The organism is Mesorhizobium sp. WSM4310, assembly GCF_007003935.1.
Lineage (GTDB): Bacteria > Pseudomonadota > Alphaproteobacteria > Rhizobiales > Rhizobiaceae > Mesorhizobium.
In genome coordinates this window covers 163,265-177,704 of the sequence record NZ_VFTA01000007.1, presented here as the reverse complement: position 1 = coordinate 177,704, position 14,440 = coordinate 163,265, and the positions used below count along the sequence as shown (strand labels likewise).

15 protein-coding genes are annotated in these 14,440 nt (G+C 61.5%); 7 read left to right on the top strand and 8 right to left on the bottom strand.

The features are described 5' to 3' along the window. Window positions 1-80 precede the first annotated feature (80 nt). The 3 genes from FJV80_RS10880 to FJV80_RS10870 form a co-directional block, all read right to left on the bottom strand. On the bottom strand, window positions 81-515 hold the full coding sequence (locus FJV80_RS10880) for a hypothetical protein (RefSeq protein WP_142876338.1): 435 nt from the start codon (window positions 513-515) through the stop codon (window positions 81-83). 475 nt (window positions 516-990) lie between these two features. Further along, the gene (locus FJV80_RS10875) at window positions 991-2,331 is read right to left on the bottom strand and encodes a hybrid sensor histidine kinase/response regulator (RefSeq protein WP_142876337.1); all 1,341 of its coding nucleotides are present in this window, start codon (window positions 2,329-2,331) and stop codon (window positions 991-993) included. Between the two features lie 4 nt (window positions 2,332-2,335). Beyond that, window positions 2,336-3,472 carry an FIST signal transduction protein gene (locus tag FJV80_RS10870; protein WP_095772884.1) on the bottom strand — a complete coding sequence of 379 codons (1,137 nt, stop codon included), beginning with the start codon at window positions 3,470-3,472 and terminating at the stop codon, window positions 2,336-2,338. A 313-nt stretch (window positions 3,473-3,785) separates the two neighbouring features. Here FJV80_RS10870 and FJV80_RS10865 point away from each other — a divergent pair, with 313 nt between their 5' ends. The 4 genes from FJV80_RS10865 (at window position 3,786) to FJV80_RS10850 (ending at window position 8,850) form a co-directional block, all read left to right on the top strand. Next, on the top strand, window positions 3,786-4,286 hold the full coding sequence (locus FJV80_RS10865; protein ID WP_095772883.1) for a (2Fe-2S)-binding protein: 501 nt from the start codon (window positions 3,786-3,788) through the stop codon (window positions 4,284-4,286). A gap of 115 nt (window positions 4,287-4,401) precedes the next feature. Next, window positions 4,402-6,750, top strand: a complete 2,349-nt coding sequence (locus FJV80_RS10860) for a xanthine dehydrogenase family protein molybdopterin-binding subunit (RefSeq protein ID WP_095790966.1) — start codon at window positions 4,402-4,404, stop codon at window positions 6,748-6,750. 12 nt (window positions 6,751-6,762) lie between these two features. After that, window positions 6,763-7,560, top strand: a complete 798-nt coding sequence (locus FJV80_RS10855) for a xanthine dehydrogenase family protein subunit M (RefSeq protein ID WP_095787485.1) — start codon at window positions 6,763-6,765, stop codon at window positions 7,558-7,560. A 267-nt stretch (window positions 7,561-7,827) separates the two neighbouring features. After that, window positions 7,828-8,850, top strand: coding sequence for an acyltransferase (locus FJV80_RS10850; RefSeq protein ID WP_142876336.1), 1,023 nt, complete (start codon window positions 7,828-7,830; stop codon window positions 8,848-8,850). A gap of 1 nt (window position 8,851) precedes the next feature. Here FJV80_RS10850 and FJV80_RS10845 read toward each other — a convergent pair whose 3' ends face one another. The 3 genes from FJV80_RS10845 to FJV80_RS10835 form a co-directional block, all read right to left on the bottom strand. Beyond that, window positions 8,852-9,349 carry an SRPBCC family protein gene (locus FJV80_RS10845; protein WP_095772880.1) on the bottom strand — a complete coding sequence of 166 codons (498 nt, stop codon included), beginning with the start codon at window positions 9,347-9,349 and terminating at the stop codon, window positions 8,852-8,854. Between the two features lie 61 nt (window positions 9,350-9,410). Further along, window positions 9,411-9,899, bottom strand: coding sequence for a GNAT family N-acetyltransferase (locus FJV80_RS10840; RefSeq protein ID WP_142876335.1), 489 nt, complete (start codon window positions 9,897-9,899; stop codon window positions 9,411-9,413). Beyond that, complete coding sequence (locus FJV80_RS10835; protein ID WP_245318120.1) at window positions 9,896-10,654, bottom strand: copper homeostasis protein CutC; 759 nt, start codon at window positions 10,652-10,654, stop codon at window positions 9,896-9,898. The genes FJV80_RS10840 and FJV80_RS10835 overlap by 4 nt, the downstream gene beginning before the upstream one ends. A 274-nt stretch (window positions 10,655-10,928) precedes the next feature. On the opposite strand from FJV80_RS10835, the gene FJV80_RS10830 reads away from it, so the two are divergent. Then, window positions 10,929-11,384 (top strand): carboxymuconolactone decarboxylase family protein, encoded by a 456-nt coding sequence (locus tag FJV80_RS10830; protein WP_019858596.1) that lies wholly within the window; start codon window positions 10,929-10,931, stop codon window positions 11,382-11,384. A 97-nt stretch (window positions 11,385-11,481) separates the two neighbouring features. Here FJV80_RS10830 and FJV80_RS10825 read toward each other — a convergent pair whose 3' ends face one another. Beyond that, on the bottom strand, window positions 11,482-11,913 hold the full coding sequence (locus FJV80_RS10825) for a cupin domain-containing protein (protein ID WP_095787488.1): 432 nt from the start codon (window positions 11,911-11,913) through the stop codon (window positions 11,482-11,484). A 222-nt stretch (window positions 11,914-12,135) separates the two neighbouring features. Here FJV80_RS10825 and FJV80_RS10820 point away from each other — a divergent pair, with 222 nt between their 5' ends. Further along, window positions 12,136-12,498 carry a hypothetical protein gene (locus FJV80_RS10820; protein ID WP_142876334.1) on the top strand — a complete coding sequence of 121 codons (363 nt, stop codon included), beginning with the start codon at window positions 12,136-12,138 and terminating at the stop codon, window positions 12,496-12,498. A 266-nt stretch (window positions 12,499-12,764) separates the two neighbouring features. Further along, the gene (locus FJV80_RS10815; RefSeq protein WP_095772875.1) at window positions 12,765-12,965 is read left to right on the top strand and encodes a hypothetical protein; all 201 of its coding nucleotides are present in this window, start codon (window positions 12,765-12,767) and stop codon (window positions 12,963-12,965) included. A gap of 884 nt (window positions 12,966-13,849) precedes the next feature. Here FJV80_RS10815 and FJV80_RS10805 read toward each other — a convergent pair. Then, window positions 13,850-14,065 carry a hypothetical protein gene (locus FJV80_RS10805; RefSeq protein WP_142876333.1) on the bottom strand — a complete coding sequence of 72 codons (216 nt, stop codon included), beginning with the start codon at window positions 14,063-14,065 and terminating at the stop codon, window positions 13,850-13,852. Window positions 14,066-14,440: the final 375 nt, after the last annotated feature.

Sequence of the window (14,440 nt, the reverse complement as noted above, 5' to 3'; positions counted from 1 at the left end):
CCGATACTCCTGCAAACGAAGCAGCAACATGCTGCGATCCGGTGAGAACAATGTCTCAATGGCGTTTGATTTGCTTGTACCTATCCGAATGATATAGACGAAATGATTTCTCGCGTTTCGCCTAGTTCTTCATCGATGAGGTCGTATTCGTCGCCCTCGGCAAGGTAGGTCACGAATGCAAAATCGTTTCCATTGGACAGATACCATGCCGACAAGGTTTGATCTGCAGTCCGTGACGAAACGCCAACGCACATTACGTCGCCAAATTCTGTCGCAAAAATCCGCTCGACATCTATAAAATTGTTTCGACAAAACACTGTCACAAATGACCTGAGAACATCGAAATTCGCACTTGGCTTTTCCCCGCTACGATATTTCGCAATAGAGAATTGGAGTGCGCCGCCTGCATCTGATGCCTTTGCCAACGTAGGGGGTGACCCCAGAGGAAGGTCGTCAGTTATGTCTTCCCATCCGACGGGCGCGTCGAAGGTGATGCCATGGAATTGAACTATCATTGGATTTAGAGGATCTCTCAGTCGAGCATGGTGAACGCACTGCGTGGTTCACGGCACCGCATGCGCGCGCACTAGCGTGACCCGCCTTATCCGATCTGCACGAGGCTGATACTCAACATGTATTGAATGACGCGCCTCATCAAATCAAGGGCCGAATTCACCCAAAAAAAGATCTCGCCGTGCGGCGCCGTTTCTTTAGGGTGCGCCAAAGCTGCTCAGCACATCGTTGCGCCTGAATGAAAAGGGAATGTCCAAGAAATCTCGATCTAAATTTTCGGCCTCTATGAATATGGTGTCTATTGTTTCGTCGTCGTAGCAGATGAAGGAAAATTTGTCGCGCGCGGAGACGTAATGTATGCGGATTTCCGGAAGGTCAGGATCACCAGTCCGCTTGAACCTCCAGGACTCAAACGGCGGTGACGTCAAAAGAGATGACGCCGGCTTTCCCAGGTAATCAAGCAACGCATGAGCCATTCTAAGCCAGCAAATGCGCCAGCAGAGCGCGCAGTTGCGCCGGCTTCAGTGGTTTGCGCATCAGTTCGATGCCGTCGGCGCGCGCTGCCTTGGCGACGGCTTCGGAACTGTCAGCGGTGACGATCAGCGCTGGCACTGCGCGGCCGAGATAGTCGCGGACCTCCGATATGGTGGCGGTGCCGAGGTCGCCGCCGTCGAGATGCTGGTCGGCAATGATGATGTCAGGCACCCAGTCGGTGTCGCCGAGCAGGTCAAGCGCATCGTCGGTCGAGGTCGCTGCCCGCACCAGGCATTGCCAGCGCTCGAGCAGGAAGGTCATGGCCTCCAGCACCTCGGCGTCGTTCTCGACCAGCAGCACCTTGGTGCCGAACAGGCCGTATCCGCGCGACCGCTCCAGGCTGGTGGCGCTGGCGATGGCGTCGGCGGGGGCGCCGATGCCGACCGGGACATCGATGTGGAAGATCGTGCCGCGCCCGACCTTCGACGAGAAGGTCACGGGGTGGCCGAGGGCGCCGGCCATGCGGCGCACGATGGCAAGCCCGAGCCCCAGGCCGCCGCCGTCGAGCCCCGCATTGGCGGGCAAGGTGCCGCGATGGAATTCCTCGAACACCGCCTCGCGCTGGTCCTCGGGGATGCCGCAGCCGGTATCGGCGACGTCGATGCGGATCGTATCGCCGCGATGCCTGGTGCCGACGAGCACGCCACCCGAGCGGGTATAGCCCAGCGCGTTGGAGAGGATGTTCTGCAGGATGCGGCGCAGCAGCGTGCGGTCGGAGCGGACCACGGCATTGACCGGCCGGAATTTCAGCGACAGCCGCTTCATTTCCGCGACCGGCTGGAAATCCGAGCGCAGCGACGAGAACAGCGCCTCCAGGTTGACGTCGCCGATGTCGGGGTGCACCACGCCGGCGTCGAGCTTGGAAATATCGAGCAGGGTGCGCAGCAGGTCCTCCATCGTCTCCAGCGAGCGCTCGACCTGCCGCACCAGCTTCCTGCCTTCGTCGCTGGTCTGCACCTCGGCGAGCGCCGAGACGGACAGATGAGCCGCGTTCAGCGGCTGCAGCACGTCATGGCTGGCGGCGGCGAGGAACCTCGTCTTGGACAGGTTCGCGAACTCGGCGTTTTCCTTGGCGGCGCTGAGGTCGATGTTGGACTGTTCCAGCCGCCGCAAGGTCGAGTGCAACTCCTCGGTGCGCATGCGCACCCGGTTTTCGAGCGAGATGGCGGTCTGGAACAGCGAGAAGGCATTGCCTTGCTGGTCCATCGAGCGCTCGACGCGGCTGACCAGGGCGGCATTGATCTTCTTCAGTTTTTCGAGGTCGTTTATATCCTTGAGCGGCATCTTGTCATTCTGCAGCCTGGCGTTCGCCAAAGGCAATGCCGGTGAAGGTCTGGTTCAAATGCATCGACCGGTACTGTTCGCCATAGGTGCCGAAGCCGACGACATTGTTGACCCGGTAGAGTTCCGAAATATCACGAAAGACCTGCCGGTTGCGCGCATCGAGCCGGCGCAGCACGCAGTCGAAGCCGAGGATCAGGTCGATGCCGCCAAGCCTCGCCTCGACCTCGCGCAGGGCCGCGCGTGTCGATTCCACCATGTCCTTGGGTTGGGCGATCGACAGCACGACGCCGTCGTCGATGGCGCAGAAGAACGACAGCGAGCCGTCCGCGTGCATCCTCTGGATCGAGCGGCAATAATATTCACCGCCCACCTTCACCACGACCGGGTGCGAGGCGAAGCTCAGCGGCGTCAGGGTCTGCGGGACGATACCGACGGAAGCGGCATATTCTTCTGCCGCGTTGGTGGCGTTGAACTCGCGTACGATGCGGTGATCGGCATCGGACGCCGTGACCACCAGTTTTTCGTCGGTCGGAACGAAATTGTCGGTCTTGAAGACGTGGAACGGAATTTCCGTGGCGATCAGCACGATGATGGCGCTGTCCGAGGTGACCCTGCCGTTCGAGATCAGGCGCGTCGTCTCGAATTTCAGGTCGTCGCCGGCCGAGCCGCCGAGCAGGGGTATGTCGTCAAGACCCCAATGGATGGCAGAGCTGACCGCTTCCTCGGCGTAGGACAGCCCGTCGATGAAGCAGAGCGCGAAGGTGTTCCTGGTCCGCTCGCCGCCCACCCGGACGCGCAGCGTGCGCCGCAAGGCCTCGACCTCGCCGGTGATCCTGTCCATGCCCGACGAGGATAGATTGTCCACCATGGCGCTGACCGCGGTGAACGACGCCGAGGGAAGCAGCATCGCCAGCATGTGGCCTTCCTCGAGCCCCTGCGGCGTGATCTCGCCGGCGGTGGAGCAGCCAGCATGGTGAAGCCCCGGCGCATACGCCGAGAGCGCCCGCGACAGGGCGCCGGCCTCGACAAGGCTTTGGGAGAAGAACACGAGGGCAAAGCCGGCGTCGATTGCCGCGGCCTCGCTGGCGACCGCGCGAGCGAAAGCAACCGGGTCGGGCTCGTCCGTGGTCAGCGCCGACAGGCCGCAAGCGTAGCGCGTCCGTGAACTGGTCAGCGGCGTTCTCCCGCATTTCCTCCGACGCTCTTTTATACGCGGCTGTTTTTATAGGCTTCTGGCGCGCAGGCGTCGAAGGATATTGTTGCTTCCAATCGGTGTTTTGGCAATGGGGCGAGGGGAATGTGCCTCCGGCCGTGGCCATGACCGAAAGTACAATGATCCGCCTTTTCCGTCGCGCTGTTTTTTGTGCGTTGTGCGGTGTACGAATAACGCATGGCCGAAGTGCCAGCGGCGCGTCGGCAGCGTGATGACCAAGGTTGATACCCAGGGAGGATTCATGTCGGACGTTTCGTTGATGGTGAACGGCAGGCGGGTCAGCGGGACCGCCGAGGATCGAACGCTGCTGGTTCACTTCCTGCGCGAGAATCTCGGCTTGACCGGCACGCATGTCGGCTGCGACACCTCGCAATGCGGGGCCTGCGTCGTCCATGTCGACGGCAAGGCGGTGAAGTCCTGCACCATGCTCGCGGTACAGGCGTCCGGCTCGAGCGTTGTAACGATCGAAGGTCTCGCCAACGGCGCCGACCTGCATCCCGTGCAGGCCGCCTTCAAGGAACATCACGGCCTGCAATGCGGTTTCTGCACGCCTGGCATGATCATGGCGGCAACCGACATGATCAACCGCCATCCCGAAGGCCTCGACGAGGCGACGGTGCGAGCCGAACTGGAAGGCAATATCTGCCGCTGCACCGGCTACCACAACATCGTCAAGGCGATCCTCGCTGCATCGAAGACGATGGCGAAGGGGACCAAGGGCAGGGCCAAGCAAGCGGCGTGATGAACAAGACAGTAGGGCAGTAGGGCACTAAGGCAGTAGGGAACCAGCAGAAAAACTTCCCTGCTGCCTTAGTGCCCTGCTCACCTACTCCCCTTAAATTCGGGAGGAATTTCTGATGGGTATTGAAGGTGTTGGCGCTCGGGTCGCGCGCAAGGAAGACAAAAGGTTCATCACCGGCGCCGGCCGCTATGTCGACGACATGGTGGTTCCCGGCATGAAGCATGCGGCTTTCGTGCGCAGCCCGCACGCGCATGCGCAGATCAAGAAGATCGACGTCAAACGAGCGCAAGCCATGCCCGGCGTCATCGGCGTGCTGACCGGCAAGGAGCTCAAGGCCGACGGCATCGGCAACCTCATCTGCGGCTGGATGATCCATTCCAAGGACGGTTCGCCGATGAAGATGGGCGCCTGGTCGCCGCTGGCCGTCGACAAGGTGCGCTATGTCGGTGACGCCGTCGTCATCGTCGTGGCCGAGACCAAGGGGCAGGCCCGCGATGCGGCCGAGGCGGTCGAGATCACCTACAAGGAATTGAAGGCCGTCGTCGAAGCCACCAAGGCGCTCGAAAAGGGCGCGCCGCAGATCCATGCCGAGGCCGAGAACAACCTGATCTTCGACTGGGAGATCGGCGATGCCAAGGCGACCGACGCGGCGATCAAGGCCGCGGCGCATGTCACCCGCATGAAGATCGTCAACAACCGGCTGGTGCCGAATGCCATGGAGCCGCGCGCGGCTCTCGGCCACTACGACAAGGCCGAGGACCATTACACCTGCTGGACGACATCACAGAACCCGCATGTCGCGCGGCTGGTGATGAGCGCCTTCTACAATGTCGCGCCGGAAAACAAGCTGCGCGTCATCGCGCCGGATGTCGGCGGCGGCTTCGGCTCCAAGATCTACATCTATCCCGAAGAGATCGTCTGCCTGTGGGCTTCCAAGAAAACCGGCGTGCCGGTCAAATGGGTCGCCGACCGCACCGAAAGTTTTCTCTCCGATGCGCATGGCCGCGACCACGTCTCGACGGTGGAAATGGCTTTCGACAAGAACAACCGGGTCACCGGGCTGAAGGTCGACACGATCGCCAATCTCGGCGCCTACATGTCGCTGTTCTCGTCCTGCGTGCCGACCTATCTCTACGCGACGCTCTTGTCGGGCCAGTACGACATTCCGGCCATCCACGCCAATGTGCGCACGGTCTACACCAACACGGCTCCTGTCGATGCCTATCGCGGGGCAGGGCGGCCGGAAGCCACCTATCTCCTGGAACGCACGATGGAAGCGGCAGCGCGTGAGCTTGGCGTGTCGCCTGCCGAATTGCGGCGCAAGAACTTCATCACCTCCTTCCCGCACCAGACACCGGTGATCATGAACTATGACGCCGGCGACTATGGCGCCTCGCTCGACGCGGCCATGAAAGCTTCGGATTATGCCGGCTTTGCCAAGCGCAAGGCGGCGGCCGCCAAGAAGGGCTTGCTGCGCGGCATCGGCATGAGCTGCTACATCGAGGCTTGCGGCATCGCGCCGTCGGCGGCGGTCGGCTCGCTTGGCGCCGGCGTCGGCCTTTGGGAATCGGCCGAAGTGCGGGTCAATGCCGTCGGCACGATCGAGGTGCTGACCGGCTCGCACAGCCATGGCCAGGGCCACGAGACTACCTTCGCGCAACTGGTCAACCAGCGTTTTGGCGTACCGATCGATTCGGTTTCGATCGTCCATGGCGACACCGACAAGGTGCAGATGGGCATGGGCACTTACGGTTCGCGCTCGGGCGCGGTCGGCATGTCGGCGATATCAAAGGCCCTCGACAAGGTCGAGGCCAAGGCCAAGAAGATCGCCGCCCACCTGCTCGAAGCCGACGAGGGCGACATCGTCATCGAGAACGGTGCGCTGAAGGTTGCCGGGACCGACAAGAACGTGCCGTGGTTCCAGGTGGCGCTGGCCGCCTATACCGCCCACAATCTGCCGGCAGGGATGGAGCCCGGATTGAAGGAAACGGCCTTCTACGATCCGTCGAACTTCACCTTCCCGGCGGGCTGCTACATCTGCGAGGTCGAGATCGAACCGGAGACCGGAACGACAGAGATCGTCCAATTCGTGGCCGCCGACGATTTCGGCAACATCATCAATCCGATGATCGTCGAGGGCCAGGTGCATGGCGGCATCGCGCAAGGGATCGGCCAGGCGCTGCTGGAGGGCGCCCATTATGACGCCAGCGGACAGCTTCTGACCGCGAGTTACATGGACTATACGATGCCCCGCGCGGGCGACCTGCCGTCGTTCAAGGTCTCGACCTCGAACACGCCATGCCCGGGCAACCCGCTCGGTATCAAGGGGTGCGGCGAGGCCGGCGCCATCGGCTCGCCGCCGGCGGTGATCAACGCCATCACCGATGCCATCGGCATCGCCGACATCGCCATGCCCGCCTCGCCGCCCACCGTGTGGGCCGCGATCCGCGCCGCGAAGCACTGAGGAGGAACAACCATGTATTCGGTCAACTACCATCGCGCCGCCTCGGTTGCGGATGCCGCCAAGCTGGTGAAGAGCGGCGACGCCAAGCTGCTGTCCGGCGGCATGACGCTGATACCTGCCATGAAGACGCGGCTGGCGGCCCCTTCCGATCTCGTCGATCTGTCGCGCATCAAGGAGATGCAGGGCGTCAAGGTGTCGGGAAAGACGGTCACTATCGGCGCGGCCACCACGCATTTCGACGTCTCCAACGACGAGAAGCTCAAGAAGGCCTGCCCGGCGCTTGCCCATCTGGCATCGCTGATCGGCGATCCGGCGGTGCGCTACAAGGGCACGATCGGCGGTTCGATCGCCAACAACGATCCGGCGGCCGACTATCCGGCGGCCCTTCTGGCATTGGGCGCCACCATCGTCACCAACAAGCGCGAGATATCGGCCGACAAGTTCTTCAAAGGGCTGTTCGAAACGGCCTTGAAGGATGGCGAGATCATCACGGCGGTCTCCTTCACCGCCCCGGCAAAGGCGGCCTACGAAAAATTCCGCAACCCGGCCTCACGCTACGCGATCGTCGGCGTGTTCGTGGCCAAGGGCAAGGACGGCGTCAGCGTCGCGGTGACCGGCGCCGGTGACGACGGCGTGTTCCGCTCGAAGGAGATCGAGGCAGCCCTTGCGAAGAATTTCGACGCCGCATCGCTCGCCGGCGTGAAAGTGCCGGCGAAGAACCTGATGAGCGACATCCACGCTTCCGCCGACTACCGCGCCAACCTGATCGCAGTCATGGCCAAGCGCGCGGTGGCAGCGGCTAACGCCTGACAGCATTGGTTGCCGACATGAAAGGGGCCATCTTGGCCCCTTTTGTATGCGGTAGTGTAGCCGTGCGGCTCGTGAAGGAATTCCGCCACGCGGCCGCTCCCTTGCTCGAGGCATTTCCGCCAGCCTGCTGCCCAAGGAACTGCGTCGCTGCCAATCTCGCACTTGCACAAACCTATATTGCACTGCAGTATGGGTTGGGGCGGGAATGCGAGCCGGGTTCGGACATGTACCGCCGTGCCCTTTCGCATGCCAATGCGAAGGATCGGCATGTCCGAAATTACCGCGACCCAGATGGTTCCGTCCCGATCCGCCGTCGACAGATCGGCCCGAACAAGATTGGCCTATCTCGATGGCTGGCGCGGCCTGTCGATCGCCCTGGTGCTGATCGGGCATTTTTTTCCGGTTCCGGGAATCAATCTGGGCGTGCTTGGCGTCGAATTCTTCTTCGTGCTCAGCGGCCGGCTGATGGGCGAGATCCTGTTCATCGAACGCTATCCACTGAAGAAGTTCTTCAAACGCCGTTTTTCGCGCATCTACCCGGCGCTGCTGGTCTTCGTCGTCATCGCCATGATCGCGCTTTCCGGCACCTTCGTCGCCTTCAAGTGGAAGGCGGCGCTGACGGCACTGACATTCACCTACAATTACGCCGGAATTCTCGTCACCCGCGCCGGAGCGCTCGACCATATCTGGTCGCTTTGTGTCGAGGAGCATGCCTACATCATCCTGGCGTTGATCAGCGCGCTCGTCTCCAGCCGCAATCTCGTCATCCCTTTGCTGGTGACGCTCGCCTTGTTCGCAATGGCCAATGGCGCGGTGTCGTACTGGGTGTTCAGGCTGGATTACGAAGCTACCTACTGGCGCACCGATGTGCACATCGCCTCGATCCTACTGTCGGCTTCGATCTGCCTGCTCAAGGCCGAAGGCCGGCTGCCGGAGGTGCTGAAGGGGCCTTATATCGCCCTGGCAGCGGCGGCGGTCGCGGTTTTGCTGTTCATGGACCCGGTGCCGACGCCGATCCACTATCTCCTGGCGGTGCCGCTGCTAGCGCTGGCCGTCAATGCGCTCGATTTCAGCACGCCAATCTTTTCCAAATTGCTCTCGTCCTGGCCCATGGCGACGTTGGGCCTGTGGTCATACTCACTCTATCTGTGGCAGCAGCCCTTCTACAAATTCGTCTACGAGCAAGGCAGCAGTCCGTGGCCGATGCTGGCCGGTGTCTTTGCCTGCGCGCTCTGCAGCTATTACCTCATCGAGCGGCCGGCGCGTGAATGGCTGAACCGCAATTGGTGATTCAGGCGTCATCGCGCCGAGGCACTGTTGTTGCGAGCCTGAGATAGCGCCGCAGGCCGGCTTCGCCGCGCGGCATTGTCCAGCGATGGTTCCAGGCGAAGGCCGGCCGCAGCAGGGGTGCCAGGAATTTGAGGATCGGCCTCTCGACAGTGACCTGCCAGGTCAGTTGGACATGGGTGCCGCTGCCCGACGGCGACAGTTCGGCCCGCCAGAGCCCGTCGAAGTCGCCAAAGGTTTTCACGACGACCAGCCGGCCCGGCTCGAGTTCTGCGGCCTCGATGATGAAGTTCAGCTCATAGGGCAGGGCGCCGCGCGCCCGCGCCCTTGCCCGCGAGCCGACTGACGCCTTGCCCTTGCGGTCGAGCGGAACCACTTCCTTGTAGACCTCGCCCCACCAGAGCGGCAGCAATTCAGCGTCGGAGAGCACGTCCCACACTTGCTGCGGCGTGCCTTCGGGAATGTCCCAGCTTTCGTCGAAGCGGAAGACGTTGCTTGGCATCGCGGTTCCTCCATTTGGTGGAACGCTTATATTAGGCGCGTCTTCTTTATGTGGCCAGCAATCAGGTGACGATCTGCTTGACGTAATAGCGCACCGCTTTCTTGCCGCCGTGGATCACTGCTTCGCCGACCTCGGCAAAGCCCAGCGCGGCGTGGAAGGCGTCCGAGGCGGGGTTGGGCGGATCGGCGTTGACCTCGCAGGTGACCAGCGTGTGGCCGGCGCGTTCGGCATGTTCGAACAGGTCCTGATAGAGCCGGCGCGCATGGCCGCGGCCCCTTGCATGCGCCGCCACGACGACGCGGTCGACATAGATGAAGCGTTCGTAGCGTTCGCGGAACCAGATGAAGTTCGGGCTGTCGTAGTTGGCTTCCTGGTCGAAGGTCATGATGAAGGCTTCGAGATCGCCGATGCGCCGTGCGTAGAACGCCTCGCCGAGCAGGAACGACAGCCGCTCGGCTTCGAGCCAGGACAGTTCGGCGGCATGCTCGTTGTTGAGCGCCAGTATGTCCGCTTCGTCGCCTTGCGCTATGCGGTCTATCGGGGTGGTCATGCCTTGGCCGCCGCGATCGTCGCCGCCACCTGCGGTGTGTCGGTCACTGTGTTGCGGTATTCGCGATCGAGATCGGAGCCGCCCATGCCAACCTTGGGATTGCGGTAGTGCATGGCGCTTGGCACGTCCTTCAGCGCTGCAAAGTGCATTTCGGCCAGTCCGGTTCTTTGGCGCACCTCGGCGATGTTGCCGAGATCGAGCCCGCCGCAACCGAGGATGATGATGCGGTCGCCGGCCTGCCGCACGAGATCCGCCAGTATGGACAATCCTTCGATCGCGGTGTCGCGTTGGCCGCTGGTCAGCACGCGGCCGACCTTGCAGCCAATCAGCGCCTCCAGCGCCTCGGCCGGGTCGCGTGTCATGTCGAAGGCGCGATGGCAGGTGACGTTCAGGGAGCCGGCGGCCTCCGTCAATTCGCTCATGCGCTTCTCGTCGATGGTGCCGTCGGCGTTCAGGCAGCCGAACACCACGCCCGGCACGCCGAGATCGCGCAGCGCCGCGACATCGGCGAGCATCGAGCGGTATTCGGTCTCGCTGTAGAGAAAATCGCCGCCGCGCGGCCGTACCATGACGTGAAACGGCACTGTCGCCTGATCGAGAGCCGCGCGCACCGTGCCGAGGCTCGGCGTGATGCCGCCTTCGACCAAGCTGGCGCACAGTTCGACCCGGTCGGCGCCGGCAGCCTGCGCGGCGAGCAGGCCATCGATGCCTTCGACACAGATTTCGATCAGCGGCAGGCGGGTTTGCGTGGTCAAGGGACGATCCAGTTCATGATGTTGCGCAAAGCCCTAGCACCCGGGCGGCTGGCGCGAAAGCGTGAACGGCGCACCGCCATTTGGACCAGCCGACATTTCCCGGCTTGACAGTCCTATAACTGTGTAGTTATGAATAACCCATAGCTACACGGTTATGGATTGACCGGTGGCCGTGCGGCGGCAGCCGAAATTCCATCTGCTGAAAATCCCGGATGCGTTGCTTCCGGGCTCGGCAAAACACGTCCTGACGAAAACGCTTCAAAAGGAGAAGACCATGCAAGCTAGACTCAAGAATCCCGTGATGCTCATCCCAGGCGCCCTGCAGGCGCTGCTGGCGTTGGACAAGTCGACCGAGGCGGCCGACATACCCTATGTGACGCGCAAGCTCATTCATCTGCGCGCCAGCCAGATCAATGCCTGCAGCCTCTGCGTCGACATGCACGCGCGCGAACTGAAGAAGGCCGGCGAGAAGGACGAGCGCATTTTTGCGCTGGCGGCGTGGCGCGAGACGCCCTACTTCACCGACGCCGAACGGGCCGCCCTGGCGCTGGCCGAGGCCGGCACGAGGCTTGCCGACCGGCCCGACGCGGTGCCGGACGATGTCTGGGACGAAGCCGCCCGCCACTATGATGAGAAGGCCCTCGCCGCGCTGGTTGTCCAGATCGCCCTGATCAACGCCTTCAACCGGCTGAATGCGACGACACGACAGATGGTCGGCAGCTGGGGCTGAGCACTGGTCCTGCGCTGCAGGATGGTCATCCGATACGGAGCGGGAAGGCGGGCGGCGCGTTGCCTCCCGCCTTTCGCCACATGAGCGTGACGCCTGGCTACTGCCGCAATTCGGTGTTCTTGGCGCCTTGCTCGACCTGGTCGATCACCAGGAGCTTGACCGGGCCATCGCCGATGTTCGTGGCCTGATGCCACTGGCCGATCATCTCGATGATGAAATCGCCTGTGTTGTAGGTGTTGCTGTTGCCGGTCTCGACATTGGTGACCTTCAGCGTTCCGGCCTCGACATAGGCATAGCGCGGGAAGGGGTGCCGGTGCACCGGCAAGGTCGCGCCCGGTGCGATGTCATAGCTCGACACCAGCACCTGCACGTTCTTCTGCGGCAGCGTGATCGGCTGGCCGGAAGCGGTGGTCGTGCGTGATGCGAGCGGGGTGACGACGACAGGCGTGGTGCTGCTGTCCAGTGCCAGAGCGCAATTCGCGTAAAGCGCAACCGCGGCCAGCAGAACCGAAATCAGGATTTTGCGCATGATTCCTCCCCGAACCGAGGCATCTATCGCGCGGCGGACAACCGCGCGCAAGCGGGAGTGGCGTTCGACATTGCGATGAATGGCTCAATCGACCAGCCAGCCGAAGACTTCCTTCATATTCCGCCTGCTCCGCGTCGGGCAGCTTGCCGGAATTTGACGCAGAACAATGTGCCGCCCGATCGCCGGCCCTACAGAATTGCGTTCAGTCGTAGGAGCTCGGACATGATGTTTGATGCAATGACCAGACGCACGGTGGTAGGCACGATGGTCTCCTTTCCGCCCATGGGGGTCGCTGCGGCGGAGAAGATTTTTGCCGCAAACTCGAACGAAAGTCCCATCCTGGCGGGTTTTCGGCGCTGGGAGGCACTGACGAATTCGATCTCCCTGGACATTTCCGACCGCGATCTGAAACGCGTTTATCAAGACATGTCGGAGATCGTGAAGGCCATCCTTGCCATCCCGGCTACAAATACGCACGAGTTCGCGGCGCAGTTCCTGGTTGTTTGCAGCGGCGACGCGATCGAATACCAGCGGGCGGCCCAACAGCTCCATGCCCATGCGCAGAGCATTGTCGGTATGGCGTGAGGGGGGCGCCGTGGGATGGCTCCGCAGGCTTCCTCGCCGTTCCACGTAATCCATCGCAAGCTCCCTGGAAAGCAATGGTGAAGCGGCGATTTTTATTGCGCTCGCCCCGGGCTGCTCTCTGGTCTCCGCCGGCTTTGATCTACCTTTAGCGCGCGATCGAAGATGGGTTCGCTTCATTTAATTGATGGATGAAGCCTAATATGAGTAGGTGCTAATAAATACTCACGTCCTATGTTTTGCAGAGACTCGCTGGTGGGTGGCCCAATATGACCAAGACGACACTCATTGCTATCGCTGTCCTTGCCATCAGCATCGGCTATGCCGAGGCCAAGGACAGGGACCGGCCGGTTTGCACCGCGTCGAGCCCGCTCTCCAAGGTTCTCGGTAACAAATGTTTGCTCGTCAAGGGATCGATGATCTATGGCGACATTGCCGAGCTTTCCCAGATAGTTCGTTTGGCCTGGTAGCCAAGGCGGCGGCATGTTTCGCCATCCTGTTTGCCCTTAAGGTCGAGCACCGCGCCGGTCGACTACAAACGCAAACCAGCTCCCTTTCGGAAGTGCTGGACGATTTGGGGCGATGGCGCCGGCGAACTCGCCTTCGTGGAAGAGCTGATTGCCAGTTTGATCTGATTTGACGCGGCCTCTTTGCGGGTCATTCGCAGGGGTTTGCCAAAGCGAGCATGGTTTTCCACCGTTAACTCTTTCGATCGAGTTTTCTTGCTGGCGCTTCGGTGACTCGTTTATTAGAGACTCCTTATGGAGCGACGGCACGCAATCCGAAGGGTCAATGATGGCCTCTGGGAAGTCTACGACATAGACAACAACAAGGTTGTGCGCGTGGGTGGAGTGCCCTTGACAAACTTGTTGGGTGAAGACGCGCTCGACGCGTTGGACCTGATAAGGGATGGCTTCCTGACCCCGGGCCAGTCCAGGAGGACAAAGGCCTAAGCAAGGTGCCAGTTCAGGGCGACTAGTCGGGCGGCGGAAGTTGCAATTCCTGATGCAAACGCTGATTGACAGCGAAAGCGATCGCATCGGACTCACGTTCGAAGGCTCTAGAATAGGTGTTGCCGTCCGTTGTTACGATCGTAACAACCCACTCGCCTAGGGATTGGCTGATTTCTACAGTTGGGGCCATGCTCCTGCTTCAAAAACTGACGGTTTCGGAATGTCTCACGAAGTCGACGCCCTTCATATTAGCGATCCTGAATATAATGCCATGGCTGGCTGTGATTCTCCAAATCGTGCGCAAGCCGAAACCGACTTTCGAAAGCGCCAAGCGAGCGACCTGACAGTGGCCCATCGCGGCTTATTGGAGCAAGCCGGCTATTGCTTTCGTCGGGCCACGCTCATCGTCCGGGGCGGGTCGGCGGGCAGGGTGCTGATCGGCCGTGTCGCCTGACATCACCTTTTAGACCCTGCGCAGCTTTGATCACGGCCTTGCGGCTGTTACCGTGTTTTAGGATCAACTCCCAGACCAGGTCCGCAGTCAAACCGTTCTCCGAAGCGAAACTTTCGACCTGATGGTCGTGAATAGCATCATGCCAGGCCTTATAGCCGCCCATTTGGGTCTCCGCTCCAGGCGCCGCATGGCAAGTATATGCGTCTATGCTAATATTGTAGAAACATGCGAACGAAGGACGCAATCAGGCCCATGGCGCGGTCCAGGAGGCCGTTCAGACGCTTCTCGACTGACTGGCGGCATACCGAAAGGCGGTGGTGAGGGTCCCGCCGATCCCGACGACGACCTCAACTGCCCCAGAAGCGACGGCATTCCAAACCTTGGATGGCATCGCGCTAGCCCCTTTCATTGAAAGTTGGATAGTCGCGCAGGAACGCGTGCGAAAGCAACATCACGACCGGAAGCGACGGGAGACTCGCAATTATTGCCCCAGACATAGCCCCAAAGGCAAAAGCGCAATTTCGCGCTCACGCAGACA

Coding starts and splice junctions, on each gene's coding strand:
- FJV80_RS10850 (WP_142876336.1), top strand. CDS start 7,828: ATGTCCGAAATTACCGCGACCCAGATGGTTCCGTCCCGATCCGCCGTC.
- FJV80_RS10875 (WP_142876337.1), bottom strand. CDS start 2,331: ATGCCGCTCAAGGATATAAACGACCTCGAAAAACTGAAGAAGATCAAT.
- FJV80_RS10805 (WP_142876333.1), bottom strand. CDS start 14,065: ATGGGCGGCTATAAGGCCTGGCATGATGCTATTCACGACCATCAGGTC.
- FJV80_RS10840 (WP_142876335.1), bottom strand. CDS start 9,899: ATGACCACCCCGATAGACCGCATAGCGCAAGGCGACGAAGCGGACATA.
- FJV80_RS10855 (WP_095787485.1), top strand. CDS start 6,763: ATGTATTCGGTCAACTACCATCGCGCCGCCTCGGTTGCGGATGCCGCC.
- FJV80_RS10825 (WP_095787488.1), bottom strand. CDS start 11,913: ATGCGCAAAATCCTGATTTCGGTTCTGCTGGCCGCGGTTGCGCTTTAC.
- FJV80_RS10880 (WP_142876338.1), bottom strand. CDS start 515: ATGATAGTTCAATTCCATGGCATCACCTTCGACGCGCCCGTCGGATGG.
- FJV80_RS10815 (WP_095772875.1), top strand. CDS start 12,765: ATGACCAAGACGACACTCATTGCTATCGCTGTCCTTGCCATCAGCATC.
- FJV80_RS10830 (WP_019858596.1), top strand. CDS start 10,929: ATGCAAGCTAGACTCAAGAATCCCGTGATGCTCATCCCAGGCGCCCTG.
- FJV80_RS10820 (WP_142876334.1), top strand. CDS start 12,136: ATGATGTTTGATGCAATGACCAGACGCACGGTGGTAGGCACGATGGTC.
- FJV80_RS10865 (WP_095772883.1), top strand. CDS start 3,786: ATGTCGGACGTTTCGTTGATGGTGAACGGCAGGCGGGTCAGCGGGACC.
- FJV80_RS10845 (WP_095772880.1), bottom strand. CDS start 9,349: ATGCCAAGCAACGTCTTCCGCTTCGACGAAAGCTGGGACATTCCCGAA.
- FJV80_RS10860 (WP_095790966.1), top strand. CDS start 4,402: ATGGGTATTGAAGGTGTTGGCGCTCGGGTCGCGCGCAAGGAAGACAAA.